The sequence below is a fragment of the Vallitalea sp. genome, from assembly GCF_025211055.1.
Lineage (GTDB): Bacteria > Bacillota > Clostridia > Lachnospirales > Vallitaleaceae > Vallitalea.
The window spans coordinates 24,232-50,566 of record NZ_JAOARO010000068.1 but is presented as its reverse complement, the minus strand read 5'-3'; the positions used below and the strand labels follow the sequence as shown (position 1 = coordinate 50,566).

Here is a 26,335-nt window from a genome sequence, read left to right as displayed (position 1 = left end):
AATTAATCTTAACACATGTATATATTGGTTTTTTTCTCATAACCAATAGTTGTTTGAAAACCATGCCCTGGATAAACTTTTGTCTCTTCTGGTAAACTCATAAGTCTATCCTTTATATTATTAATCAATGTATTTTGGGGTCCATCATAAAAATCAGTTCTACCTATAGAGCCAGCAAACAATGTATCCCCACAAAACAATATATCATTCTCTCTATTATAATAACACACACTTTCTGGCGAATGACCTGGAACAACAATACACTCAAACACTAATTCACCAAATTCAAGAATATCTTTATCTCCAACAACTTCATCATTTTCTACTACAACAACTTTTCTCATAAGATTCAGAGATAAATTTTGATTAGGATCCGCCATAAGCTTCCCTTCTTCTCTACTAGTAAATACAGGTACTCCATAATTATTCCTAATAGCATCCACTACTCCAATATGATCAAAGTGTCCATGTGTAACAAGAATTCCCATTAATCTTAAATTCGTCTCTTCAATAAATCTAATGATTCTATCTTCTTCTCCAGCCGGGTCAATAACTACTGCTTCTTTACTTTCTTCATCATAAACAATGTAAACATTTGTCTGCAAAATACCTAACATCATTGTTTTAACTTTCATAATAACTCCTCCTCTTACAAATAGATAGCTACCAGCAATAACATCCCACTACTATCAATTTGATTAACACTATGCTAAAACATTTTCTCACTATCTAAAAGTAAAGTTACAGGTCCATCGTTTAATAGCTCTACCTTCATATCAGCTTGGAACATACCTTGCTTTAAACCATCATATTTTTCATTAGCTCTCTTAATGAATTCATCAAAAATTATTCTAGCTTTATCCGGCTTAGCAGCTGATGAATAACTAGGTCTACGTCCTTTTCTACAATCACCATATAAAGTAAAATTAGGAACAATAATTATCTCACCTTCAATATCTTTGACTGACAGATTCATTCTATCATCTTCATCCTCAAATATTCTTAGGTTAATTATTTTATCAAGCATATAATCATATACTTTTATATTATCGTTATCCAAAAAACCTACTAACACTAATATTCCTTTACCTATTTCACCAATCAATTCGCCTTCAACTTTTACAGATACATGTTTAACTCTCTGTATTACAACTCTCATAATACTACTTATCCTTTCTAGCTATTGGTTCTTATTATTTCTTCAACACCTTCAATATTTCTCAACTTTTTAGTAAGTTTATTCAGTTGATTAACGCCATTGATATCCATAGTTACATTAAAGATAGATTTATCACCCTTATTAGAACGAGCATTTAATGATTTTACAGGGATTCTTTCTTCAGTTAATACTTTTGATACATCATATAATAACCCTACTCTATTTGAACTTATTATCTGAATTTCAACCTGATATAGACGACTAGATTCTTTTTCATCCAGATTTTGCCATTCAGCTTCAATCAATCTATGTCTTTCCAATTCTGATAGATTAATGATGTTACTACAATCCGTTCGATGTATCGATACACCCCTGCCTCTAGTAATAAATCCTATTATTTCATCCCCAGGCACTGGATTACAGCATTTACTAAATCTAACAGCCAAATCTTCTACACCTTTTACAACAATACCACTTTTGGACTGTCTTGCTGTTGAAGTGTTTATATCAAATACTTCTTCAACTACTTCATTACTCTTACCTATTGTCTTAATCTTCTTCTTATATTCTTCATAAAGCCTATTTACTATCTGTCCTTCTTTTAAGCCTCCATGACCTATAGCAGCACATACAGCATCCCAATCCTTGAAACCATATTTCCTCTTAACAGCTTGAGTAAATTCTGGCTTAATTATATCACTAAGGGGTATCCCCTTGCCTTTTGAATATTTTTCTATTAATTCTTTACCTCTGATAATATTGTCTTCCTTAAATTCTTTCCTGAACCACTGGTTGATTTTACTTTTAGCTTGTGAGCTTTTTATGATGTTTAACCAATCTCTACTTGGACCATGAGAATTCTGTGAAGTAATTATCTCAATTCTATCTCCATTTTTGATTTTATAATCAAATGTAACTATTTTACCATTGACTCTGGCACCAACCATTTTATTCCCTACAGCACTATGGATATGATAAGCAAAGTCAATAGGTGTTGAACCAGCTGGTAGATCTATTACATCACCTGAAGGCGTAAATGCATATACCTGATCGGCAAAAACATCTAAATCGGATTTGAGAACATCTAGGAATTCTTTATTATCAGACATATCTCTCTGCCATTCTAGAATCTGTCTTAACCAATTTAATTTTTGTTCTTCGCTCTGCTCCATTGACTGTGTTGTCTTACCTTCTTTATATTTCCAGTGAGCAGCTATACCATATTCAGCCGTTCTATGCATTTCATATGTTCTAATCTGCATTTCAAAAGGTTCTCCTTCTGGACCAATAACCGTTGTATGTAACGATTGATACATGTTTGGCTTAGGCATAGCAATATAGTCCTTAAACCTTCCTGGTATTGGTTTATACATTTCATGGATTACACCTAAGACTCCATAACAATCTTTTACTGATTCTACAACAGCTCTTACTGCAAAAAGATCATATATTTGATCAATAGTCTTATTCTGTCCAACCATTTTTTTATAAATACTAAAGAAGTGTTTTGGTCGACCGTCTACTTCTGCTTTTATTCCAATTCTATCTATTTCACCTTTTATATCTACAACAATTTTATCAACAAAGCTTATTCTATCATCTCTTTTTCTAGCTATTTTTTCAACTAGGTCATAATAAGCTTCGGGATTAATATATCTAAAAGATAGGTCTTCTAATTCAATTTTAAATTTTGAAATACCTAATCTATGGGCTAAAGGAGCATAAATATCTAATGTTTCCTTAGCAATCTTTTTTTGCTTTTCTTCTGACTTATATCTTAGAGTACGCATATTATGAAGTCTATCTGCCAACTTAATAAGAATTACACGTATATCCTTTGACATAGCTAAAAACATTTTTCTATAATTTTCTGCTTGTATTTCTTCTTTATCTGTAGAATAAGGGATTTTTTCTAGTTTAGTTACTCCATCAACCAATAGAGCAACTTCCTTACTGAATTCATTTGTAATATATTCTATTGTATATTCTGTATCTTCTACAACATCATGAAGTATACCCGCCATTATCGATTCTTTATCAAGCTCTAGTTCAGCTAACAAATGAGCAACAGCCAAAGGATGTATTATATAAGGCTCCCCTGATTTTCTAAGCTGTCTTTCATGAGCTGTCTTAGCAAGTTGATACGCTTTTTCAATCATCGAAAAATCTTCGGATGGGTGGTATTTTCTTATTACTTGTAATAAATCCATATAAATTTTATCAGGCATTTCATCACCGCTTCTATTTACATTTTTATTTAGTATTTCTAGTTTTTTAAACTGAATTATTGATGAATCTAATATATCTATATATTATAGTTTTTTTTCTTACAAAATGCAAGAATTATTGCACTCTAAACTATAAACTATTAAGCATAATCATATATATTATTATTTAATATGTATTATACGTTATTACTGAATAAATGTTCTATAGATGAAAAGACATACGTCTTGTCTTCCAAGAAGTTATCTATACCACATATGCTAATGACTTTCCTATAAGATGAATAATAATAAAAATAAGACCTTTACTTTAACTTATTCAGAGTAAAGGTCTTATTTTTATTCATGTATAATAGAATCTACATCATAATTCTTTAATTTGTCTCTACCTTTTAGGAAGTCAAGCTCGATTAAGTATACTAACTTTACAACTTCTCCTCCTAAACTTTCAATTAATTCTACGGTAGCTTTTGATGTTCCACCTGTCGCTAATAAATCATCTATGATTACAACTTTATCGCCTGGTTTAATAGCATCAATATGCATTTCAATAGTTGCAGTACCATATTCTAAAGCATATTCTTTACTTTTCGTTTTATATGGTAATTTACCAGCTTTTCTAATAGGTAAAAATCCTTTACCCATATTATAAGCTACTGGTACACCAAAAATAAAGCCTCTTGATTCTGGTCCAATTATGTAATCGAATTCAATACCTTCCAATTTAGCTTGTATCTGATCGATAGAAGCCTTTAATCCTTCTGGATTTTGTAAAATTGTAGTAATGTCATAAAATAAAATACCTTCTTTTGGAAAATCAGGTACTTCTCTTATAAGAGTTTTAAGATCCATACTTCCTTACTCCTTTTCGTAATACCCTATAAGGAATTAATTAGACTATCATAATATAAAATAATGTATATCATTAATTACTTTTTAAAAATAGTAGTGCCTTAAAAGGATATTTATTTATCAAATTTATATGTTTACTTATCGCTTTTCAAACATAATTAAACATACAATATAAGTATACCAAATTTAATAACTTCTAGCAAAGCTTTTTCAAATTTTTCTTAAGGAAATATTATTTATTTTTTCAATCAAATTATTTTTTTGTATATACTCGATTCATCTAACTTTACTTTGATACCTTTATTCAATTTAAAAATCAATTTCATGTTATCTACTCTATATTCTAATAATCTAAGTTCGCAAAATACTTCTAGACAAATTAATAAAGTCAATATTTTATTAGGTTTAGTAAAACCTAGCATCTGTAATAATTTAGTTACTATAACAGTTTCTTTCATCTGTTTTTCTAGATTCAGGAGAGTTCTATATATAACTTCAAACTCTTTTCTAGTTGGAATTACTTGTTCATCTTGAAGATATCCTTTTGTATTCCCATCAAAATTCGAATTTTTAAAGTTCTTAAATTTATCATAATATCTTTTTATTGATACTATAAATTCATTATTAGGATTAATATCCTTCAACATGATTTGAGGTTTCTTTGTACCGTTCCATTCATTTATATTCAATGTTCCTAACAATGATATATCATGAGTCACATTAATATAATCATAGAAATGTGCCATTCCAAATCCTATTCCATCTAAGTAATTTTTATTATAATCTACTCTCATTTTAAGATGGTTACTCTCTTTACCTATTTTTCTAACATCATTCACTTTCCCTTTACATATGAATTTCGGTTCAGGATTTCCTACACCATAAGGCTCTAACTTTATTATTTCTTCAATAAGAGGTATGTTGATATCTTTTATATCTATTTCCATATCAGCAGTTAATTTTGGTATTAGTGTATCAGGTTCCATAGTATTCTTAGCATATTCATTGAGAAGTTCTCTAAGGTTATCTATATTCTCTTCTTTTAATGACATACCAGCTGCCATCTCATGTCCTCCAAACTTTATAAACACCTCTTTAGTAGAGCATAAAGCTTCAAATATGTTAAACCCATCTACACTTCTAGCTGATCCAGTAGCTACCCCATCTTCAATACTTAATAGTATACTTGGTCTATAATACTTCTCAGTAATTCTAGAAGCTACAATACCAATTACTCCATGATGCCAATTACTTGATGCTATTACTATGATTTTAGTATTATCTATATCAATATTTTCTTCAATTATATGTACAGCTTCCTCGAATATCTCTTGCTCCAATTGTTGTCGCTGAATATTTTCTTCATTGAGTTTTTCAGCAATATTAGCCGCTTTAATTTTATCTTCTGTGATAAATAATTCTACTCCTCTCTTGGCATCTCCAAGTCTACCTGCTGCATTTAATCTAGGAGCGATACGGAATCCAATTATACCAGCCGTTATTTTATCATCTTTTTTATTTCCTGATACTTTTATTAGTGCTTTTAACCCCACATTCCAAGTATCTTTCATAGTTTTAAAAGCTAACTTGGTAATAATCCTATTTTCATCTTTTAAAGGTACTATATCAGCCACTGTACCAACAGCGACAATATCTAAATACTTCCATATAGAATCTATATTACCTAATTTTATTGATAATGCATGAATTACTTTAAATGCTACACCTACACCTGCTAACATATCAAAAGGATATTGGCAGTCTTTTTGCTTGGGATCAATCACAGCTACAGCATTAGGTATTCTTTCTTGACATTCATGGTGGTCTGTTATTACCATATCCAAGCCTAATGAATTAGCTAAATCTACTTGTGATATAGCTGTAATACCTGTATCAACAGTAATAATTAACTTCGAACCACCTTGATATATGTTTTTTACAGCATCATCATTAACCCCATATCCTTCTTCTAATCTATTGGGTATATAGTAATCAACCTGAGTACCATTTTCTTTTAAATACATATATAGAACTGATGTACTTGTGATTCCATCCACATCATAATCTCCATATATAGTTATTTTCTCATTATTATCTATTGCTGTAATGATACGTTCTACAGCCTTGTCCATATCTTTCATTAAGTATGGATCATAGAATTTGTCTTTATCTGCATTAAGAAATCTGACAATATCTTTTTCGATTACTATATTACGATTAGCTAATATAGTTGCCATTATAGTAGACATCTTGTATTTTTCAGATAATTGGTCTACAATCTTTTCATTTTTTTGTTTTAAGTTCCAGATGTATTTTGGTTCCAAATAAACAACCTCCAAAAAATCCCCCTAGCAAAGATTTGCTAGAGGGATGTAAGTTTAATTATCTTTGTTGATGTGCTTTTTGAATTTTCTTTTCTTCTTTTCTTTTAAATACATACCATAATGGACTGGCAACAAATATTGAAGAATATGTTCCTGAAAGGATACCAACCATTAATGGTAGAGCAAACTCTCTAATTGAAGTAACACCAATTATATATAGTATTGCAACCATAACAAAAGTTGTAAGGGATGTATTAATTGAACGTGACATTGTTTGACTTATTGATGTATCAACAACACCTTTGAAATCTCCACGTTTCATATATTTTTGATTCTCACGAACACGGTCAAATAAAACTATTGTATCATTGATTGAGTATCCAACAATTGTTAGCATTGCAGCAATGAATGAATTATTAATAGGTACTCTAAATAATGAATATACTGCTAATACAATTAATACGTCGTGAATTAATGCAACAACCGCACTAACACCGAATCTATAATCTTTGAATCTTAATGTTATATATATTAACATACAGATAGCTGCTAATATTATAGATAGCATAGCACTCTTACGCATCTCATTACTTATTGTTGGACTGATACTTTCGCTTTCAATATCTTCAGAAGTTATACCATATTTTTCAATCAATTTTTCTTGTAATTTAGTTCTTGTTTCATTATCTAATTTATTAGTTTTGATAATAACTTGTTTCTTATCTGTAACTGCTTGGAATTGAGGACTCTTATCATTAGTTGCTTCAACAACTATCGGTGTCAACTCACTATCCATTTCAGCTTTACTCATTGTTTTTCCTATGTTAACAAGAGTTGTAGAACCACCACTAAATTCTATATCATAGTTAAGGGGAGTACCTTTTGAAGCGTTATATATTGGCATTGCAAGGATTCCTATAACTATAATAACAATTGAGATACTAAACCAAATTTTTCTCTTAGCAACAACTTTTATAGTTCTTGTTTTTTGAGCAATACCATATAATTTTTTATTCTTAATTCCTAATCCAGCAAATGCTCCGAGTATAAGTCTAGTAATTACTAAAGCTGTAAACATAGAAACAATAATACCAATTGCAAGAGTCTGAGCAAAACCTTTGATTGGTCCTGTTCCCATTAGATATAAGATAGCTGATGCTATCAATGTTGTAATATTACCATCCAAAATAGCTGATGTAGCTTTTTTAAATCCAGCTTTCAGTGAAGCTCTAAGTGTTTTCTCAAGTGCTAATTCTTCCTTTATCCTTGAGAATATAATTATGTTGGCATCAACAGCCATACCAATTGATAAGATAATACCTGCAATACCAGGCAATGTTAATGTAATCTCGAATACGCTTAATATGATAATTACTAATGAAGAATAGAATACTAATGCTATATCAGCAGCAAGTCCAGGTATTCTATAAAATACTATCATAAATAATAATATCAAAGCAAGACCAATAATACCAGCTTTTATACTTGTCTTAACTGCTTCTTCACCAAGTGTCGCTCCTACTACATTTGATCTTAATTCTTCAAGTTCTAGAGGTAGCGCACCGATACGAATATTAGATGCCATTGCTTCTGCTCTTTCCATACTTCCCATATTACTGATAGAAGCGTTACCATCTTTGATTGGTTCATTTACAATAGGCTCCATTATGTTTTCACCATTATAAGCAATGGCTATTCTCTTACCTACAAATTTTTTGGTAGCTTCATAAAATTTGTCTTTTCCACTTTCATTAAGTTCAAGGGATATAATATATGGATCAACTTCTCCAGCTATCATTTTTGCAGTAGCATTCTTTACGTCTTGTCCTGTTAATACTATATTTCCTTCTGGATCTAAAAATTCTAGTTTACCTGGTTTACCAAGTTCTTCTAATACTTCTTCTGCATTTGTTGCATTAGGAATATCAACATTAACACGGTCAGAACCTTCTCTATAAACTTGTCCTTCCGTATAACCCATTCCGTCTATTCTTTTTCTAATTTTAAAAACTGTATCATCTAGCTCTTTGTCAGTTGGTTTTTCTTTGACAGTAGTGTATGTTATACTAACACCACCAGCTAAGTCAAGACCTAATTTTACATTGTTTGCTCCACCAATTTCATCTTTTCCTACTCCTTTAACTGCTACAAATACAGAACATGCGATTATAACAACTAAAAGCAATAGGGTAATAATTTTTTTCCCCTTCATTGCAACAATATCCTCCTTTGTACATTATCATATTTATTTTCTAATATTTTTATATTGAATCTATAATATATTCTATAGATATCAATATATATTAATTATTTTGTAAGTTATACTTAAATAAATATCAGACTTATATCTATATATTATAACTTACATACTACGTTAAATTATAAATATTATCTTAAAATTAGTCAAGATAATTTATATATTGTATTATTCCATCATTTCTTTTGCTTTCATATAAATAGCAGATTCAACTCGTTTTTTCTCAAGTTCACACCCTATTTCATATGTATCATATATATTACCGTGGAATTGATATGCATTAGCTGTACATCCACCACTACAATAGAATTTTGCCCAACAATTTTGACATTTTTCTTTTGAATATACACAACATTCTTTGAATTCTTTCCGTTTTTCTAGATTAGTTATTCCTTCATCAACGGTTCCAAGCTTGAATTCATCTATTCCCACAAATTGATGACATGGGTATAGATCTCCCCATGGTGTAACAGCAATATATTCAGTTCCTGAACCACAACCTGAAAGCCTCTTTATCACACATGGTCCTTGTGATAAGTCAATCATGAAGTGGAAGAAATTAAAATCTCTACCTTGTTCTCTTCTCTTAATCATTTCTTTTGCTAATATGTCGTATTGTTCACATAGATATGGTATATCCTCTTCCTTAAGAGCATATGGCATATCAGCGGGTGCAACAACGGGTTCTATAGATATCTGCTTGAAGCCCTGGTCGGCTAGATGTAATACATCCTGTGAGAAATCAAGATTAAAATGAGTGAACGTTCCTCTTACATAATAATTCTCTTGATTTCTACTTTCAGCCATTCTCTTGAACTTAGGCATAATAATATCATAACTACCCTTGCCATTTTTAGATGCTCTCATTCTATCATTTACTTCTTTTCTTCCATCTATGCTAAGTACTACATTATACATATTTTCATTAACAAATTCCATGATATCATCATCAAGTAATATTCCATTAGTAGTTATTGTAAATCTAAAATTCTTATTATATTCTTTTTCTTTAGATCTTGCGTATTTTACAATATCTTTTACTACTTCAAAATTCATCAATGGTTCTCCACCGAAGAAATCTACTTCAAGGTTTCTTCTATTACCTGAATTCTCTAATAGAAAATCAATGGATTTTTTACCTATTGCAGTAGTCATAAGTGAACGGTCTCCATGATATTCACCTTCACCTGCAAAGCAATACTTGCAACATAAGTTACAATCATGTGCTATATGTAAACACAAAGCTTTTACAACGGGCTCTCTTTTTTTAAAGCTGATAATTGCTTCTTTGTATGTATCATCAGTAAAAAGTAATTCATTATCAATAAGTTCTTTAACTTCATTAATTGATTCAATTATTACTTTCTTATCGTATTTTGAAGAAAGTTTGCTTATTAAGTCATCCCTAGATAACTCTTCATAACTTTCTATTACATCATAAACAATATCATCAACTACATGAATTCCACCGCTATAAACATCTACAACAATGTTCATATCGCCCATTTTATATTGATGTACCATTGTTATTCTTCCTTTCTTATGCTTAGCTATATGTAATTCAGCTAAATTATTAGAATACTTCAATAATGAAGTATCCATTAAACCTAATATAAGCAGCGACTAACGTCACTGCTTAATAAACTTATAAATTATTTGTTTTCACAAGTTTGATTCCCAACTGTACATGATGTTTTACATGCTGATTGACATGATGTTTGGCATTCGCCGCATCCACCATTTTTTAAACTCTTTTTAAGAGTAGCTGAGTTTAATGTTTTAATATGCTTCATTGCTTTTTCCTCCTTTAAGCACATGTTACTTTAACTTAAAACATTATATCATAAGATTGTCACTTTTAAAAGTAGATTTTCAAGTAACTTATAACTTATCCTAGCATTCCTCCTAATGTACTACCACCAACGCACATAAAGAACAAACTTATTGCGTCTCCAGAAATTCCACTATTCTTGTTAATTATTATAGATGCTATGACGAATATAACAAAATAAATAACTCCAGCAATAGCACCGTACATCCATTTATTTTTACCTATGCCTCTTCCTATTAATAAGCCCATAATAATAGTTGCTAATATTATAATAACGACTCTTCCTATATTAATCTGACTATTACTAGGATCATATTTATATACGATGAATGAAAGAAGCAGTACACATAAAATAGTAATTATGTATCCAATCATAATAGCTTTTAGCATGTTCACTATTATTTTTTGTGTGTTAATGTCTGGTTTCTTTGAAATTCGAGATGTTCTGCCCATAATCCTCCCCCTTATTGTTCCATATAATATTATACTGTGCTATAATTTAAAATATGCCATGCTTTTAAGTTAAATTATGGTTTATAAATATTCATATTATGTATTACACATATATATTATGTAGAGAGGAATGATTTTATTTGAAAAAAATTATAGATTTGCATGTTCATACAACTGCTTCTGATGGGACTTATAAGCCATGTGAATTAGTAGAATATGCTTCCAAAAAAAATATTGTTGCTATTGCTATAACTGATCATGACTGTATCTCTGGAATTAAGGAAGCTAAAAAATGCGGTGAATCATATAATGTAGAGATAGTTAGCGGAATTGAATTCTCAACAAGATATAATGATACAGAAATACACCTTTTGGGTTTATATATTGATGAAACCGATGAAACATTTGTAAATGGATTAAATGAAATAGTAGATGCTAGAGAATCACGGAATATTAAGATGATAGAAAAACTCAATAATTATGGAATAAACATTTCCCTAGAAGATGTTTTGTCTACATCTAGTTCTGATGTCTATACTAGAGCTCATTTTGCTAAAGCAATGCTTAAAAAAGGCTATGTTTCATCTATGAGAGAAGCTTTTAATAAATATATAGGCAATGATAGTCCTTGCTATGTGCCTAGAGAAAAAGTGACTCCAGAAATGGCAATTCAACTTGTCTTATCATGTGGTGGTGTACCCATTCTAGCACATCCAACTCTATACAATATGGATCCTAGACAATTAGATAATCTTATTAATGAATTATCAGAAATAGGTCTATTAGGTATTGAAGGACTTTATTCTTTGTACAACAAATCTGAAGAAAAATATTTGAAATACTTCGCAGATAAATATAATCTTGTAATTTCTGGTGGTTCTGATTTTCACGGTAGTAATAAACCCGATATCGACCTTGGTGTGGGAAGAGGTAATCTAGAAATTCCTTATTCTATACTTGAAGCTATCAAGAACAAAACAACAAAATAGACTATAGATTTTCTAAAGGGAAAATATTAAGGGCTGTAATCATATACAGCCCTTGTGTAAAACCCATTAATTCTATTCTTCTTCTTTTTCTTCTTTTTTATCTTCAATTAAGTCATCTCTATTAATCGTTAAATCTGGTTCTTTAACTGCTGCAACAGCATTTCTTTCAATAGGAACTCTTACACTTTTGTTAGTACCAAGTTCAACTATAAGAACATTATTAACAGAGTCAACAACTTTTCCATAGAAACCACCATTAGTCATAACAGAATCACCAATATTAATACTTGACTGCATTCGGTCTATTTCTCTTTGTCTCTTTTTTTGAGGTCTAATAAGCATTAGGTACATAAAACCAAATAAAATTACCATAGGTATTAACATAGCACCTATACTACCAGCAGTAGATGGTTGTGCACCAGCTCCAGCTTCTAATACAAATAAACTTAACATAAATTTTCCTCCTTGTTTTTACACAGAAATTTATCTATTCAGTAGCTTATATGAATCACTATTCTTATATAATAAGATACACTGTTAATAACTTCCTGTCAACTATTTTATCCATATATTTGAACTTAATCATCTATACACCCATTTCAATTAGTTCAATATATTTTCATTGATACTTACTAGAAAATCTTTATATAATTTTTTATAACATATTTTCTATTTTATTATTTTTATATTCTTGGTATTCATTTTTATCAATAGCGTCTCTTATTTCTTCCATAAGTGTATTATAGAAATACAAATTATGAAGTACACATAATCGCATACCCAACATTTCTTTAGCTTTTAGAAGATGTCTTATATATGCTCTACTATAATGCTTACATGCTGGACACTGACAGCCTTCTTCAATTGGCCTATCATCTAGTTGAAATTTTGCATTCCATAGATTAAGTTTACCAAAATTAGTGTATACATGACCATGTCTTCCATTTCTGGCTGGATAAACACAGTCAAAGAAATCTATTCCTCTTTCAACAGATTCCAATATATTAATTGGTGTTCCTACCCCCATAAGGTATGTTGGTTTATTCTGTGGAAGATGTGGGACTACTTCTTCTAGAATTCTATACATTTCTTCATGAGACTCTCCTACTGCTAGTCCTCCAACAGCATATCCATCTAAGTCTAATTCGGAAATAACTTTTGCATGTTCTATCCTTATATCTTCATAAGTTCCACCTTGATTAATTCCAAATAGCATTTGTTTTCTATTAATAGTATCTTCAATAGAATTAAGTCTATTCATCTCAGCCTTACATCTTTTTAGCCATCTAGTTGTTCTATCAACAGAATTCTGCATGTATTCTCTTGTCGCTGGATAAGGAGCACATTCATCAAATGCCATAGCTATTGTTGAAGCAATGTTTGATTGAATTTGCATACTCTCTTCTGGTCCCATAAATATTTTACGTCCATCCACATGAGAAGAAAAATATACTCCTTCTTCTTTAATTTTTCTAAGACCAGATAGAGAAAAAACTTGGAATCCACCAGAATCCGTAAGTATAGGTCTATCCCATACCATAAATTTGTGAAGTCCTCCTAATTTCTTAATTACATCATCTCCAGGTCTGACATGAAGATGATAAGTATTTGATAATTCAACTTGACACTTGATTTCTTTTAAATCCATACTTGAGACTGCTCCTTTAATAGCCCCTGCAGTACCAACATTCATAAAAACCGGAGTCTGAATAACACCATGAACCGTGTGCACTTCAGCTCTTTTTGCTCTTCCATCTACATTCAATAATTTATACACTTTAATCACCATTCGTCAATTTTTTGTTTTTTTACACGTCTACCAAGTATACAACTAATTTATTAACATTTCAAGAACATATTATACAATCTAACTCAATCTTAATAGACCAATTATCCTACATCTACTAATTATATGTATGGTTTCACTTATCTATATATTGTATTAAGTCTACTTTTCCCTCTTTTATTATATCAACTACTAGTTCTGCGGGCATTGGTTTACCTGTTAAGAATCCTTGTATGTTATCACATAATGACTGATAAAGGAAGTTAAGTTGTTTATCATTTTCCACTCCTTCTGCTATAGTTTCAAGACCAATTTTCCTTACTAGATCTATAACCGATCTAGTAATTTCTCTTTCTACTCCTGTATATGTAGTATTCTTAATGAACGATTTATCAATTTTAAGAGTATCTATTGGTAATGATTTTAGGTAACTTAACGAAGAATATCCTGTTCCAAAATCATCTAATGATATTCTAACTCCTAATCCAATCAATTCATTCAGTAGCATTTTTGCCGAATCTAGAGCATCAATAAATAAATTCTCAGTAATCTCTAGTTCCAAACAACCTGATTTGATACCTGTTTCTTTTAAAATATTATGTACGATATCATAAAAATTGTGTGTTTTTAACTGAATAGGAGAAATATTTACAGATATAATACCATTAAATGAATACTCACAGTTCCATTTCTTATATTGATTACATGCTTCCTTCAATACCCATTCTCCTATTTCATTAATAATTCCTATTTCTTCTGCTATTGGAATAAATGTCATAGGACTTACTAATCCTAGTTTTGAATTAATCCATCTAAGCAATGCTTCAAAACCTCTTATCTTACCAGTTTTCATATCAAATTGAGGTTGATAAAAAAGTTTGAACTCATTATTTTCTAATGCTGATTTCAATTGTTTTTCAATATTAATTCTCTTCAAAAATTCTTCTTTCATATCTTGTGTAAAAAAAGATATGCTGTTTTTACACATGTTTTTAACTTTGTACATTGCAGTATCAGCATTCTTGAGCAAGTCTTTTGAATCAACTCCATCATAAGGAGAAACAGCAATTCCTAGACTAATACTCAATTGATGTATATTATTTTCAGCAATAAATGGTTCATTAAAACAATCTTTTACCAAATTGGCTCTTTCAATTATATCTTCGTTATTATCAACATTATTCAAGATAACTGCAAATTCGTCACCGCTAAGACGGGCAATAAAATCATTTTTAGTAATGGCTCTTGATAATCTTAATCCTACTTGTTTTAGAATACTATCACCTATTAAAAAACCAACACTATCATTAACACTCTTGAAGTTATCAACATCCATTACTATCAATGCAATTTTGTCATTAGTATCTAAATTTCTACTTAATTGTTCTAATAGATATGCTCTATTAGGTAGACCTGTAAGAGTATCATAATATGCTAAATACTTAATCTTATCATCTTTAATTTTCTTATTGGTTATATCAATATGTGCACCTGCCATCAAACAAGGTTTTCCATCAGCATTCTTTAAGACCTTTCCTCTAGAAATTATCCATCTATATTCTCCCCTTATTGTACGAATTCTATAGATACTTTCAAAACTTGAAGTTATTCCAGTAATACAATCATCCAAGGTTTTTTTAGCTTTTTCAAGGTCATCTGGATGAACAATTTTATCCCAAGTATTAATATCAGAGAATATCTCAAGATTAATTCCAAGCTCCTTATACCAGTCATATGATATGTTACGCTTTCCATTGCTCATATTCCAGTACCAGATACCATCATTTGACGCTTCTGAAATCAATTTATAAACTTGTTCTTTTTCTTTTATTAAATCATTACTCTGTTTTAACAACCTATTTTGTTCACTTAGAGTCTCTTCTGATGCAACCAGTTCTTCATACAATCCGCTAATATGTTCATTTTGTTGTCTTAATTCTTCTTCTGATGCAGCAATCTCTTCATATACTTGAGTAAGTTTTTCATTCTGCTGTCTTAGTTCTTCTTCTGATGCCGTAATCTCCTCAAATAACTTACTCAACTGTTCATTCTTTTTTTCCAATAACAATTCTTTTTTTTTCATCTCAGTAATATCAGTAAAAATTTCTGCAAAATACCCTTTTTTATCACTAAACACATTTACCTGATACCATTTATCAAATGATTTAAAATATTGTATAGTAGAACCATTACTACCCTCTATTGCTATCTTACCAAAAAAATTAACCCAATCAAATGATTCATCTACCATACTTGGAATAATTTCAGTTATTCTTTTTCCAATAATATCCTCTCTTTTTAATCCCAATAATTTACAATAATCATCATTAATATCTATAAACTCATAATCAACAGGATTCCCATCAGAATCTGTAATTACTTTATGATATGCATATCCGCTAAATATATTGTTAATTAAGGCGTAATAAAAATTTTCAGATATCTCCATTTGAACACCCCATCTTAGTAAAATTATTGTTTATAATATAATTTAAAAATTCAACATAACCATATACTTAATATCTTTTATTAATTGTCAAATTTACCCTTTATATTTATTCTAATATATTATATCACATTTATAAATATTTTTTTATATTCATGTCAAAAAATGTAATTTTTTTTATACTATTTACTAGTTTTGATACAAAAAATTATTATTATCTTGTTTAATTGTTAAGAATTGTATATAATATATGGCAAGCTATTAAGTATAGAAGGTGATTATATGTCAACAGGTTCCAACTTTGGAAAATTATTTACAATATCTACATGGGGAGAATCCCATGGTGAAGCAGTTGGAGTGGTTATCGACGGATGTCCAGCTGGTATTGAATTAACAGAAGAAGATATTCAAATTGAATTAAACAAAAGAAAACCTGGTAAATCTATTTTTTCTACACCAAGAAAAGAGTCTGACAAGGCTAATATATTATCTGGTGTGTTTGAAGGGAAAACCACAGGTACTCCTATATCTATAGTTGTTTATAATAATAATCAAAAGTCAAAAGATTATTCCGAAATATCCAGATTTTATCGTCCTGGACATGCTGATATGACTTATGATATGAAATATGGATTTAGAGACTATAGAGGTGGAGGTCGTTCTTCGGGTAGAGAGACCATAGGACGTGTAGCTGGTGGTGCAATTGCAAAAAAAATATTATCTACTCTTAGCATTAAACTAACAACATATACAAAATCCATTGGGAATATATCCACAAGCACAGATTTCCATGAAAATGAAATATGGAATAATGACCTATGTATACCTGATAAAGCTTGTGTAGAGAAAGCTGAAAACTATCTACTTGATTTAATGAAAAAAGGTAATTCTTGTGGAGGAATAATAGAATGTAGAGTAGACAATCTTCCATCAGGTCTTGGTGAACCTGTTTTTGATAGGCTAGATGCAGAACTGTCAAAAGCTGTCATGTCAATAGGTAGTATCAAAGGTTTTGAAATAGGTAATGGATTTTCAGCTTCCAAGTTAACAGGTATTGAGAACAATGATTTCTATAAATATGAAAATGATGTAATTGAAAAAGAATCAAACAATGCTGGTGGTATATTAGGAGGTATTAGTGATGGTTCTCGTATTGTATTAAGAGCCGCTGTTAAACCTACTCCTTCAATTAAAACCACACAGAGAACAGTTAACAAATCTGGAGAAAACATTGATATCAACATAAAAGGTAGACATGATCCTATTATAGTTCCAAGAGCTGTAATTGTCGTAGAATCAATGGTAGCTATTACTTTGGTTGACATGTTGTTCAGGAATGTAACCAGCAGAATTGATAACCTTAAGAAAATCTATTCTTAGCCACAATAATAATAACAATGGGTTGTCTCACTATGTGAAACAACCCATTGTTATTTTTTATCCAATTCACTATGACACTCTTTACAGTATCCATATAATTCTAAGTTATGTTCAATCAAATCAAACTCTTTGTCCTCAATAATTTTTTTGAACTCATTACTAAGGCAGCATTCTATTGCTTCTGCTTTACCACATCTTTTACAAATGAGAAAATGGGCATGATTTTCCATTAGATTAAGAGTATACTTAATGTTACCATCTTTTGGTCTGATTTTTTCTAGTAGCCCCAGATCCTCTAATACATCAATATTTCTATAAATGGTTGATAGATTAATACCTGGATTCTTATCCTTAGTTAACAATAACCATTCTTCCATAGATATTGGTTTATCACTATGATACAGAGCTTCTATTATAATCTTTCTCTGATTAGTCAATTTATAACCATTATTTTTTAATAGGTCAATAACTTTATTAAAATCCATATAAACACCTTTATTCTAAGAAGATTACTTGTCGTTAATTTATTATAACATATACTAATATTTTTTTAACTAATAAAATTAATTCTTTTAGTAAAAATGTACTTGTCAATACTATAATTAAATAGTATAATTTAAATGCAAATTATTTGCATTTAAATTATATAGGAGGATTTATATGAAAAGAAGTTTATTATTACTAGCATCTATAATATTAATATTATCTGGATGTTCTGGCAAATCTGTAAATAACAATAAAATTAATATAGCAGTATCAATTGGACCAGAAGAAGCATTTGTTAACGCTGTACTTGGTGATAAAGGCACTGTCACTACCGTAATACCCCCAGGCTTTAGTCCTGCAAACTATCAGCCTTCGCCAAAAGAATTAGAACATATAAGTGATGCTGACTTGTATTTTACCATTGGAGTAGCCTCTGAAAATAATATATTACCCAAGATAGTAAGTAATAATACAGAAGTTATCTCACTTAAGGATGTCTCTGAAAAAGAATACCCTATTCTTTATTTAGATAGTCATTCCCATGAACATGATGAAACTACCGAAAATGAGAAAGAAGAAACTAGCAAGGTAATAGACCCACATATATGGATGTCACCAAAAAGAGTAATAGTTATGATTAATTCAATCAGAGATTCTCTTTGTGATATTGACCCTGAGAATAAAGATTACTATGTTGACAATGCAGCTAAATATATTGCAGAATTAGAAAAATTAGATATTTACATCGAAGAAACTTTGAAAGACTCTGATATAGATAATTTTATTATATATCATCCTTCACTTGGTTATTTCGCTAACGATTACGGTTTGAAAATGATGGTTATTGAAGAGGATGGTAAAACTGCAACCATTGAAACTATGACTAATGTGATTAATTCTGCAAAAGAACAAAATATAAAAGTTGTATTCTATCAACAAGAATTTGATAGCAAACAAGCAACTGTCATTGCAGACGAGATTAATGGGAAAGTAATTTCTCTGGATATTTTATCAAAAGAATATATTGATAACTACAAAAAGATTGTTGATACTTTTGTATCTTCATATTAATAAGGTGACTAATATGGCATTATTAGAAATAAAGAATTTATCCGTTTACTATAATAATTATATAGCACTGGATAATATAAACTTAAAAGTTAATAAAAACGATTATATTGGAATAATAGGACCTAATGGAAGTGGTAAAACAACTCTTCTAAAATCCATAATAGGTGATATTACTCCAGATAAAGGCAAAATAGTTATAGAACCAAATGTAGTTATAGGTTACGTTCCTCAATTCTCCACATTTAACAGGGATTTTCCTATAACAGTATTTGATGTGATATTGAGTGGTACTCTTCCATCAGATTATAAATTGTTTTACCGTTATAAACAAAATGATAGAAGCAAAGTTACATTTGCAATAGATAAGTTGAAAATTAATTATCTAGCCAACAAGAGAATCAATCAACTATCTGGTGGTCAATTACAAAAAGTATTGCTTGCAAGAGCATTAGTAACCAATCCAGATATTTTATTACTTGATGAACCAACAGCTAGTCTAGATACTGATGCAAAAGAGGAAATCTATAATATCTTGACTACATTGAATAAAGAAATGACCATAATTATGGTTAGCCACGACATTGGTATGATAAAACATAATGTAAAAAAATTTGCATGTATTAATAAGACCATGCATGTTCATGACAATGACGAAACAATAGATCCTTGTCATTTTCAAAATTTATTTTATACGAAAGGAAAGTAGTTATGTTAGAAGCAATATGTAAATATGGTTTCATGCAGAATGCTATAGTAAGTATTATCTTAGCTAGTATTGTATGTGGAATAATTGGAACAATTGTTGTAGAAAAAAAATTAGTAATGATGAGTGGCGGTATCGCCCATGCATCTTTTGGAGGTATAGGTCTTGGTTTTCTATTAGGGTTTGAACCTATAATAGGAGGACTTTTGTTTGCAATAATATCAGCAGTTGCTATTGTCAGTATAAAAAGAAAGACTAATACTACTTCCGATACAATCATAGGTATGCTATGGTCATTAGGTATGGCACTTGGGATACTATTTATATCTCTTACACCTGGTTACCCACCAGATATGACTACTTATTTATTTGGAGATATATTAACCGTTTCAGTGAAGGATATTTATCTTATGGTTATTTTGACCCTCTTTATCCTTATAAGTTCATTTGCATTATTTAATTATATAAAAAGTTATTTATTTGATGAAGTTTTTCTACGCAGCAAAGGGGTTAATACTACTTTTTTAGAATACTTTCTATTTATTCTTATAGCCTTAAGTATAGTTATTTTAATAAAAGTAGTTGGTATCATATTAGTAATAACCCTATTAACAGTTCCTCCAGCAATATCTAAATTAATTACATATAATTTTAACATTATAATATTATTATCTTCAATAATGGGTATTATTTTATGCTTCTTGGGTCTGGTCTTCTCTTATTATTTCAACATACCTTCTGGTGCAACTATTATAATATTATCAAGTGTAGCCTATTTAATTACCGCACTAATCAAATCAAAAAAATAGTATTCATTTTACGTTAGTTTTTTTGATTAATGATAATTTATTCTTGACAAATGATATATATATGTTTATTGTGTATATATATAATATGCACGGTATTAACGGATAGGAGGTTAAACTTTGAATATAATCATATCAAACTCTAGTTCGGATCCAATCTATCTACAGATTACTAATCAATTAAAAAAATATATTATTACTGGTGATCTAAAAGAAACAGAGCCTCTTCCATCTATACGAAAACTAGCGAAAGAACTTCAAATTAGTGTTATAACAACCAAGCGTGCTTATGAAGAATTAGAAAAAGAGGGCTTTGTTGAATCAGTTAGAGGAAAAGGATTCTACGTTGCGCTTAAAAATGACGAACTAATACGAGAAAAAAGGATGCAAATGATTGAGAATAAGCTAAGTAAAATAATAGAAGAAAGTAAAATGCTTGGGTTAAGCATTGATGAATTGATTGAAATAATCAAGTTACTATACGAGTAAAGTAAAAAATAACTACTTAAAAGTCTAATAAAATTATATCTAAGGGGTAATGCTAATGAATTTTTTTAAGAATAAACATAACAAGATTTATTCTGGTATCAAAATAACACTTTTTATTACATTTTATTTTACCTTCCAGAAAGTAGCTTCTTTATTATTTAATCCACTAGATTTTACTAACTATTATATAGTATATATTCTAATCAAATCTCTATCTGTTATTGCATTAATAATTGCATTTATATTAGTCTATAAACTAGAAAAAAGATCACCAAGAAAATTTGGAGTAATCTTTTCCAAACAATCATTAAAGCACCTATTAATAGGTTTGATACTTGGTGCATTATCAATCACTATTATAGCATTATTATTATTTGCAACTGATAATGCTACACTTACATACAGTTTTGATAAACCAATTTTTTCTTCTAATATTATCTATGTATTGATAATATTTATCCTAGTTGGAATTGATGAAGAATTATTGGTTAGAGGCTATATAGTCCATACTCTTAACAGATATAACAACAAATATGTAGTTTACATTATTCCAGCAGTAATATTTTCAGCATTACATTTTCTTAATCCTAATGTTAGTATCGTTGGTCTTATTAATATTGTACTTATAGGAATTTTATTTACTTATATGACTTTGAAAACAAAAAATATTTTAATGGCTATTGGATATCATATTACATGGAATTTCTTTCAAGGTGGTTTTTTCGGTTTTAATGTTAGTGGTTCCACATTGTGGGATTCTGTATATCCCATTAGGATAATTCATGATAACCTCTTAACAGGTGGAGATTTTGGTTTAGAAGGGGGAATTTTGACTACCTTAATATTTGTAATCGTCACTATGATTGTATACCTAATACCTATTGAAAACAATCAATACTGATTAGTTTACTTAGGCTGACGGATAATACATGTCTATTTTCCAAAATGTATTATCCGTCAGCCCCTTTAGTATTAATTCAAAAATTTTTTACCATTAAGGTCATTTTTTATTATATCGCTTTCATCCAGATATTCCTCTTCTATATCTCTATTAGATTCAATAAATTTTTCAGGTAGCATTGTACCTATTTCATAATTAAATGAATTTTCAAGAATATTTCTAGTTATAATACTGTTGTGATAGAATTTGAAATCTCTTCTTTTAATTTTACCCATCTCATCCCTCCTTATTATTATTTTCTCTATTATGATTTCAATTATTCATAAATCAAGCTATAATAATTGTCTTAAAAAATTAATTAACTTTTATAAAAACATGCCGATATATGGTATAGGTAATATTAAATTAAATTATAACATTTATAAAAATTATAATAATAAGGGGGGAATTTAATTGAAAATTCACTATAACGACTTAGGAACAAATAATATTATTACTAACCCACTGAAAAACATACATCTAATAAATAAAAAATATGCATCTGATCAAAATGATAAAAATAATATTAGTGCAACTATTAATATATCTGAAGATGCTGTAAATAAATATTTTGATGAAGGTGCATTTAACAAAATTTCTGATAATATGGAATCTAATAAACTTTATACTACTAATGGTATCATCAAAGAATATGGTAAGAAATACGCTGAAGTATACAACAAAATCATGGATAATGCTCCAGAGAATAAACGTACAGCATATTTGGATAAATTAGACTCAGCCTTTCAAAAAGCTGTAGGTGATGAATGTAATAGAATGTTTAATAAAATTAAAAAATGTTTTTCTAACAGCGATATGGAATGCTCATTAGATAAAGAATCTTTTAGCGATCTTTTCTCTAAAATTGCAAATGCCACAAAAGATTATTTTGTAGATGGCTCAAAACTACAATTAGACACGTATATAAGTAATAAGATAGGTACTATGGATCTGGGGGATTTTAAGACCTATAATACTTTTACGAAAGCAATTGATATGTTTGATTATACAAATAAAATCAGTGATAAAATGAAAAAGTTAAGAGATATGCTAATACAGAATTCACCTGATGATATTATATCATCTTCTGATTTGATGAATAGGATTTTATCATATACTAATGAAATTAATAATGATATTGATAAGTTAAATGAACTAAAGAATTCTATTAATACTGATGAAATGAGTGATAAATTTGGTAAGGATTTCATGAAATTAATGGATAAAAAAACATCTGAATTCAGCGATATTAATAGCAAAATGCAAAAATACGCTGAACTACTTAAGAAATATAATAAAATTCAAAAACGAATTGATAAAGCTAATGCAAAAAGAGAAACTTTAAATCAAAAACTGGATAAAGCCAACGAAACAAAAAACCAAGATTTAGTTAGCATGTATCTAAAGAGAGTGGAATCTTATGATATCAAGATAGCTAAACTAGAAGCTAAATCAGCACAAATCCAATCTGAAATGGCTAGTTTGTTGAAGGATATCAAAGAATCTAAAATATAATTATCTCAAAACAAATAATGATGCCACTATAATTATAAGAAATGACTTAACGTTAAAGAATAAAAAACAGTGCATCAAATTATTAATACACTGTTTTTATTCTACCATAATAGTATTAATATCATATTAGGAACTTGGTTTTACTTCACTAATAATCAATAATATGCAACCTAAAAAGACAAACATATCTGCAAGGTTAAAAATCAAATCTGGTTTCCACTTAAAAGAAAAATAGTCAATAACTTTTTTGATACGTATTCTATCAAAAACATTGCTGAGTGCTCCCCCTGTCAAGAAAGCTAATCCTATAGTTAGTATATTGTTACCCTTCATAATAGCATAAGTTACACTAAGACAGATCAATATTATTACCGAGAGAATATTAATCAATAGTAAAAACCCCTTTTTATTCTTAAGAAATCCTAGAAAAGCACCTTCATTATAATTAAGCTTCAATAGTATATTATTCTTAAGTATTGGCTTACAAGTTGTATTATTCATCTTATTTACTGCATTAATCTTACATATCTGGTCAATCAAAAAACATAATGGTGTAATAATAAAATATCTCATTATATCCTCCTCCCTGTATTTCACTAAATACTTAGTGTTAATTATACCAAATTAAATGAATATGGAAAAGCATTAAAGAATATATTACTTTAGGCTACTTACTTAGGTCAATCTCCATTATAAGTACAAATAGATTATAAAGGAATTAATTAGCTATATTATTGTTACATAATGAAAGGATTGAAAGAAAAATGAAAAGAAGTTCAGTAATAAAAGGAACCATAATATTGACTGTAGCTGCACTAATTACTAGAATATTAGGATTCGCTAATAGAATATATTTAAGTAATTTAATTGGTGCTGAAGGTATGGGGCTCTACCAACTTGTGTTTCCTATATATATGATATGCTATACTATATGTTGTTCAGGTATCTTTACCGCTGTTTCAAAACTTGTTGCTGAGGAAAAAGCCAAAAACAATTATTCTAATCTAAAAAGGATTATTCGTACATCTTCAATCATAGCTTTTACTTTAGCTGTTATCTTGATGTTAGTACTTATTTTTAACGCTGAATTAATTAGTAGCAAATTAATCAATGAACCACGAACAGCCCTAGCAATCAAAATTATGGCAATATCAATACCATTTACCGCAATAATATCATGTATCAAAGGCTATTTCTACGGGCTGAAATATCCTACTGTACCTGCTGTTTCTCAGATTATAGAACAAATAACTAGAATAACAATAATATACTTCTTATCATCATTATTTGTACCAAAAGGACTTACTTATGCTTGTGCCATGGCTATAATCGGGATGGTAGGTGGAGAAATAGTTTCTTTTGTAATAGTAGTAGTAGCTTATAAATTCAATTCATTGAAGGAAAGGTCAAGTTCACCTCAAAGTTATTTTATAATATTAAAAAAAATATCAGCCATTGCAGTACCAATCACTTCCAATAGATTGATTACCACTATATTGACTAGTATTGAGACTATTCTTATTCCAACACAATTACAATTATTCGGCTTATCTCATTCTAGTGCTTTAGGTATATATGGTATTTTAACTGGTATGGCTCTACCACTGATCCTATTTCCTAGTGTGTTTACTAACTCCATATCCCTTATGTTATTACCAACGGTATCAGCAGCTTCTGCTAACAAAAATAAATCAATGATCAACTTCACTACAACTAAAACAATGAAATTTACTATTCTTATTGGAATATTAAGTACATTTTTATTTTTGTCTTTTGGTAAAACATTGGGAGTTATAGTATATAAAGAAGAATATGTAGGAGTTTTATTAACTATACTAGCTTGGTTATGTCCATTTATTTATCTGCAAACCACTCTAGGAAGTATCTTGAATGGACTTAATAAGCAATTAATTGTTTTTCGAAATAATGTAATAGGTCTTAGTATTAGAATCGCTTTTATTTTTATATTGATTCCCATGTACGGATTAAAGGGATATCTATGGGGTTTACTATGTAGTTTTGTTATAGTTTCTACACTTAATATTATACATCTTGTACGAATAACCTCAATTAATTTCAAAGTAGGTAATTGGTTGGTCAAACCAATTTTAGTTTGCTTAGCATCCGTTTTATTAATAGATTTACTAGGCAAATACATTACTTTACCATTTTCATTATTGGTAAATACCTTAATTAATATTTGTTTATTCATGATAATATGTATCCCTCTTCTCCTATTGACAGGAAGTGTTAATATTACTGAGGTTAATTTTATTTTAAATAGGAAAAAGAGGTAATTGGTAGGATGGTGAAATATTTTTCATAAATTGATATGTAGTGATTTTTAGTATTAGCACAAATGGCTTGATTTTTATAACTCAGATTTTAATATTTCGTCAATTACCAGTTACCAGAATTTATATCAATCCATTTGTCCAATTCCCTTTTATTTACAGTTAATTTCCAATCTGTATTACATAAGTACACATAGGATTACCCCCAAAATATAAGATATATTAAGAAATTCTAAAATAGACATACAAAAAGATCTTCAAATATGAAGATCTTTTTACATATCTATTTGTTACTTAAGTTACTTTTTCACATATAATTTTAGTTAATA

Annotated in this window: 24 protein-coding genes; 9 read left to right on the top strand and 15 right to left on the bottom strand. The window is 29.3% G+C overall.

Going from position 1 to position 26,335, the window contains the following annotated elements; translation table 11 throughout:
- Window positions 1-8 precede the first annotated feature (8 nt).
- The 9 genes from N4A55_RS09835 to N4A55_RS09795 form a co-directional block, all read right to left on the bottom strand.
- A complete protein-coding gene (locus N4A55_RS09835) occupies window positions 9-635 on the bottom strand; it encodes an MBL fold metallo-hydrolase (RefSeq protein ID WP_293755640.1) in 627 nt (208 codons plus the stop codon).
- A 74-nt stretch (window positions 636-709) separates the two neighbouring features.
- Entirely contained in the window at window positions 710-1,159 is a 450-nt protein-coding gene (dtd, locus tag N4A55_RS09830; protein WP_293755638.1) for a D-aminoacyl-tRNA deacylase, read from the bottom strand.
- 17 nt (window positions 1,160-1,176) lie between these two features.
- Complete coding sequence (locus tag N4A55_RS09825) at window positions 1,177-3,387, bottom strand: RelA/SpoT family protein (protein WP_330666369.1); 2,211 nt, start codon at window positions 3,385-3,387, stop codon at window positions 1,177-1,179.
- Between the two features lie 336 nt (window positions 3,388-3,723).
- Window positions 3,724-4,236: an adenine phosphoribosyltransferase gene (locus N4A55_RS09820; RefSeq protein ID WP_293755635.1), complete on the bottom strand. Its 513-nt coding sequence runs from the start codon at window positions 4,234-4,236 to the stop codon at window positions 3,724-3,726.
- A gap of 248 nt (window positions 4,237-4,484) precedes the next feature.
- Window positions 4,485-6,560, bottom strand: coding sequence for a single-stranded-DNA-specific exonuclease RecJ (gene recJ / locus N4A55_RS09815; RefSeq protein ID WP_293755633.1), 2,076 nt, complete (start codon window positions 6,558-6,560; stop codon window positions 4,485-4,487).
- A 58-nt stretch (window positions 6,561-6,618) separates the two neighbouring features.
- Window positions 6,619-8,772: a protein translocase subunit SecD gene (gene secD / locus N4A55_RS09810; RefSeq protein ID WP_293755630.1), complete on the bottom strand. Its 2,154-nt coding sequence runs from the start codon at window positions 8,770-8,772 to the stop codon at window positions 6,619-6,621.
- A gap of 213 nt (window positions 8,773-8,985) precedes the next feature.
- On the bottom strand, window positions 8,986-10,341 hold the full coding sequence (gene scfB / locus N4A55_RS09805; RefSeq protein ID WP_293755680.1) for a thioether cross-link-forming SCIFF peptide maturase: 1,356 nt from the start codon (window positions 10,339-10,341) through the stop codon (window positions 8,986-8,988).
- A gap of 128 nt (window positions 10,342-10,469) precedes the next feature.
- Window positions 10,470-10,610 carry a six-cysteine ranthipeptide SCIFF gene (gene scfA / locus N4A55_RS09800; protein WP_113675541.1) on the bottom strand — a complete coding sequence of 47 codons (141 nt, stop codon included), beginning with the start codon at window positions 10,608-10,610 and terminating at the stop codon, window positions 10,470-10,472.
- Between the two features lie 95 nt (window positions 10,611-10,705).
- Window positions 10,706-11,101: a TIGR04086 family membrane protein gene (locus N4A55_RS09795; protein ID WP_293755624.1), complete on the bottom strand. Its 396-nt coding sequence runs from the start codon at window positions 11,099-11,101 to the stop codon at window positions 10,706-10,708.
- A 140-nt stretch (window positions 11,102-11,241) separates the two neighbouring features.
- Between N4A55_RS09795 and N4A55_RS09790 the strand changes: the two genes are divergently transcribed.
- Window positions 11,242-12,090 (top strand): PHP domain-containing protein, encoded by an 849-nt coding sequence (locus tag N4A55_RS09790; RefSeq protein WP_293755622.1) that lies wholly within the window; start codon window positions 11,242-11,244, stop codon window positions 12,088-12,090.
- A 72-nt stretch (window positions 12,091-12,162) separates the two neighbouring features.
- On the opposite strand, the gene yajC is transcribed toward N4A55_RS09790, so the two are convergent.
- The 3 genes from yajC to N4A55_RS09775 form a co-directional block, all read right to left on the bottom strand.
- Entirely contained in the window at window positions 12,163-12,543 is a 381-nt protein-coding gene (gene yajC, locus N4A55_RS09785; RefSeq protein WP_293755619.1) for a preprotein translocase subunit YajC, read from the bottom strand.
- A 202-nt stretch (window positions 12,544-12,745) separates the two neighbouring features.
- Window positions 12,746-13,867: a tRNA guanosine(34) transglycosylase Tgt gene (tgt, locus tag N4A55_RS09780; protein WP_293755616.1), complete on the bottom strand. Its 1,122-nt coding sequence runs from the start codon at window positions 13,865-13,867 to the stop codon at window positions 12,746-12,748.
- A gap of 145 nt (window positions 13,868-14,012) precedes the next feature.
- On the bottom strand, window positions 14,013-16,325 hold the full coding sequence (locus N4A55_RS09775) for an EAL domain-containing protein (protein ID WP_293755614.1): 2,313 nt from the start codon (window positions 16,323-16,325) through the stop codon (window positions 14,013-14,015).
- 279 nt (window positions 16,326-16,604) lie between these two features.
- Here N4A55_RS09775 and aroC point away from each other — a divergent pair, with 279 nt between their 5' ends.
- Window positions 16,605-17,702: a chorismate synthase gene (gene aroC, locus N4A55_RS09770; RefSeq protein ID WP_293755611.1), complete on the top strand. Its 1,098-nt coding sequence runs from the start codon at window positions 16,605-16,607 to the stop codon at window positions 17,700-17,702.
- A 50-nt stretch (window positions 17,703-17,752) separates the two neighbouring features.
- Here aroC and N4A55_RS09765 read toward each other — a convergent pair whose 3' ends face one another.
- A complete protein-coding gene (locus N4A55_RS09765) occupies window positions 17,753-18,187 on the bottom strand; it encodes a Fur family transcriptional regulator (protein WP_293755609.1) in 435 nt (144 codons plus the stop codon).
- A gap of 175 nt (window positions 18,188-18,362) precedes the next feature.
- Between N4A55_RS09765 and N4A55_RS09760 the strand changes: the two genes are divergently transcribed.
- The 5 genes from N4A55_RS09760 (at window position 18,363) to N4A55_RS09740 (ending at window position 22,158) form a co-directional block, all read left to right on the top strand.
- Complete coding sequence (locus N4A55_RS09760; protein WP_293755607.1) at window positions 18,363-19,259, top strand: metal ABC transporter solute-binding protein, Zn/Mn family; 897 nt, start codon at window positions 18,363-18,365, stop codon at window positions 19,257-19,259.
- A 13-nt stretch (window positions 19,260-19,272) separates the two neighbouring features.
- Window positions 19,273-19,965, top strand: coding sequence for a metal ABC transporter ATP-binding protein (locus N4A55_RS09755; protein WP_293755605.1), 693 nt, complete (start codon window positions 19,273-19,275; stop codon window positions 19,963-19,965).
- A gap of 2 nt (window positions 19,966-19,967) precedes the next feature.
- A complete protein-coding gene (locus tag N4A55_RS09750) occupies window positions 19,968-20,771 on the top strand; it encodes a metal ABC transporter permease (RefSeq protein WP_293755603.1) in 804 nt (267 codons plus the stop codon).
- A gap of 117 nt (window positions 20,772-20,888) precedes the next feature.
- The gene (locus tag N4A55_RS09745) at window positions 20,889-21,257 is read left to right on the top strand and encodes a GntR family transcriptional regulator (RefSeq protein WP_293755600.1); all 369 of its coding nucleotides are present in this window, start codon (window positions 20,889-20,891) and stop codon (window positions 21,255-21,257) included.
- A 55-nt stretch (window positions 21,258-21,312) separates the two neighbouring features.
- On the top strand, window positions 21,313-22,158 hold the full coding sequence (locus N4A55_RS09740) for a CPBP family intramembrane glutamic endopeptidase (protein ID WP_293755598.1): 846 nt from the start codon (window positions 21,313-21,315) through the stop codon (window positions 22,156-22,158).
- 71 nt (window positions 22,159-22,229) lie between these two features.
- Here N4A55_RS09740 and N4A55_RS09735 read toward each other — a convergent pair whose 3' ends face one another.
- Entirely contained in the window at window positions 22,230-22,433 is a 204-nt protein-coding gene (locus N4A55_RS09735; RefSeq protein WP_293755596.1) for a hypothetical protein, read from the bottom strand.
- Between the two features lie 178 nt (window positions 22,434-22,611).
- Between N4A55_RS09735 and N4A55_RS09730 the strand changes: the two genes are divergently transcribed.
- Window positions 22,612-23,712 (top strand): hypothetical protein, encoded by a 1,101-nt coding sequence (locus N4A55_RS09730; protein ID WP_293755594.1) that lies wholly within the window; start codon window positions 22,612-22,614, stop codon window positions 23,710-23,712.
- A 126-nt stretch (window positions 23,713-23,838) separates the two neighbouring features.
- On the opposite strand, the gene lspA is transcribed toward N4A55_RS09730, so the two are convergent.
- Complete coding sequence (lspA, locus tag N4A55_RS09725; RefSeq protein WP_293755591.1) at window positions 23,839-24,285, bottom strand: signal peptidase II; 447 nt, start codon at window positions 24,283-24,285, stop codon at window positions 23,839-23,841.
- Window positions 24,286-24,476: 191 nt separating this feature from the next.
- Between lspA and spoVB the strand changes: the two genes are divergently transcribed.
- Complete coding sequence (gene spoVB / locus N4A55_RS09720; protein WP_293755589.1) at window positions 24,477-26,009, top strand: stage V sporulation protein B; 1,533 nt, start codon at window positions 24,477-24,479, stop codon at window positions 26,007-26,009.
- Window positions 26,010-26,335: the final 326 nt, after the last annotated feature.

Excerpts from the sequence above, each read along its gene's own strand:
- N4A55_RS09835 (WP_293755640.1), bottom strand. The coding sequence starts at position 635 with ATGAAAGTTAAAACAATGATGTTAGGTATTTTGCAGACAAATGTTTAC.
- dtd (WP_293755638.1), bottom strand. The coding sequence starts at position 1,159 with ATGAGAGTTGTAATACAGAGAGTTAAACATGTATCTGTAAAAGTTGAA.
- N4A55_RS09825 (WP_330666369.1), bottom strand. The coding sequence starts at position 3,387 with ATGCCTGATAAAATTTATATGGATTTATTACAAGTAATAAGAAAATAC.
- N4A55_RS09820 (WP_293755635.1), bottom strand. The coding sequence starts at position 4,236 with ATGGATCTTAAAACTCTTATAAGAGAAGTACCTGATTTTCCAAAAGAA.
- secD (WP_293755630.1), bottom strand. The coding sequence starts at position 8,772 with ATGAAGGGGAAAAAAATTATTACCCTATTGCTTTTAGTTGTTATAATC.
- scfB (WP_293755680.1), bottom strand. The coding sequence starts at position 10,341 with ATGGTACATCAATATAAAATGGGCGATATGAACATTGTTGTAGATGTT.
- scfA (WP_113675541.1), bottom strand. The coding sequence starts at position 10,610 with ATGAAGCATATTAAAACATTAAACTCAGCTACTCTTAAAAAGAGTTTA.
- N4A55_RS09795 (WP_293755624.1), bottom strand. The coding sequence starts at position 11,101 with ATGGGCAGAACATCTCGAATTTCAAAGAAACCAGACATTAACACACAA.
- yajC (WP_293755619.1), bottom strand. The coding sequence starts at position 12,543 with ATGTTAAGTTTATTTGTATTAGAAGCTGGAGCTGGTGCACAACCATCT.
- N4A55_RS09775 (WP_293755614.1), bottom strand. The coding sequence starts at position 16,325 with ATGGAGATATCTGAAAATTTTTATTACGCCTTAATTAACAATATATTT.
- aroC (WP_293755611.1), top strand. The coding sequence starts at position 16,605 with ATGTCAACAGGTTCCAACTTTGGAAAATTATTTACAATATCTACATGG.
- N4A55_RS09765 (WP_293755609.1), bottom strand. The coding sequence starts at position 18,187 with ATGGATTTTAATAAAGTTATTGACCTATTAAAAAATAATGGTTATAAA.
- N4A55_RS09760 (WP_293755607.1), top strand. The coding sequence starts at position 18,363 with ATGAAAAGAAGTTTATTATTACTAGCATCTATAATATTAATATTATCT.
- N4A55_RS09755 (WP_293755605.1), top strand. The coding sequence starts at position 19,273 with ATGGCATTATTAGAAATAAAGAATTTATCCGTTTACTATAATAATTAT.
- N4A55_RS09750 (WP_293755603.1), top strand. The coding sequence starts at position 19,968 with ATGTTAGAAGCAATATGTAAATATGGTTTCATGCAGAATGCTATAGTA.
- N4A55_RS09740 (WP_293755598.1), top strand. The coding sequence starts at position 21,313 with ATGAATTTTTTTAAGAATAAACATAACAAGATTTATTCTGGTATCAAA.
- N4A55_RS09735 (WP_293755596.1), bottom strand. The coding sequence starts at position 22,433 with ATGGGTAAAATTAAAAGAAGAGATTTCAAATTCTATCACAACAGTATT.
- lspA (WP_293755591.1), bottom strand. The coding sequence starts at position 24,285 with ATGAGATATTTTATTATTACACCATTATGTTTTTTGATTGACCAGATA.
- spoVB (WP_293755589.1), top strand. The coding sequence starts at position 24,477 with ATGAAAAGAAGTTCAGTAATAAAAGGAACCATAATATTGACTGTAGCT.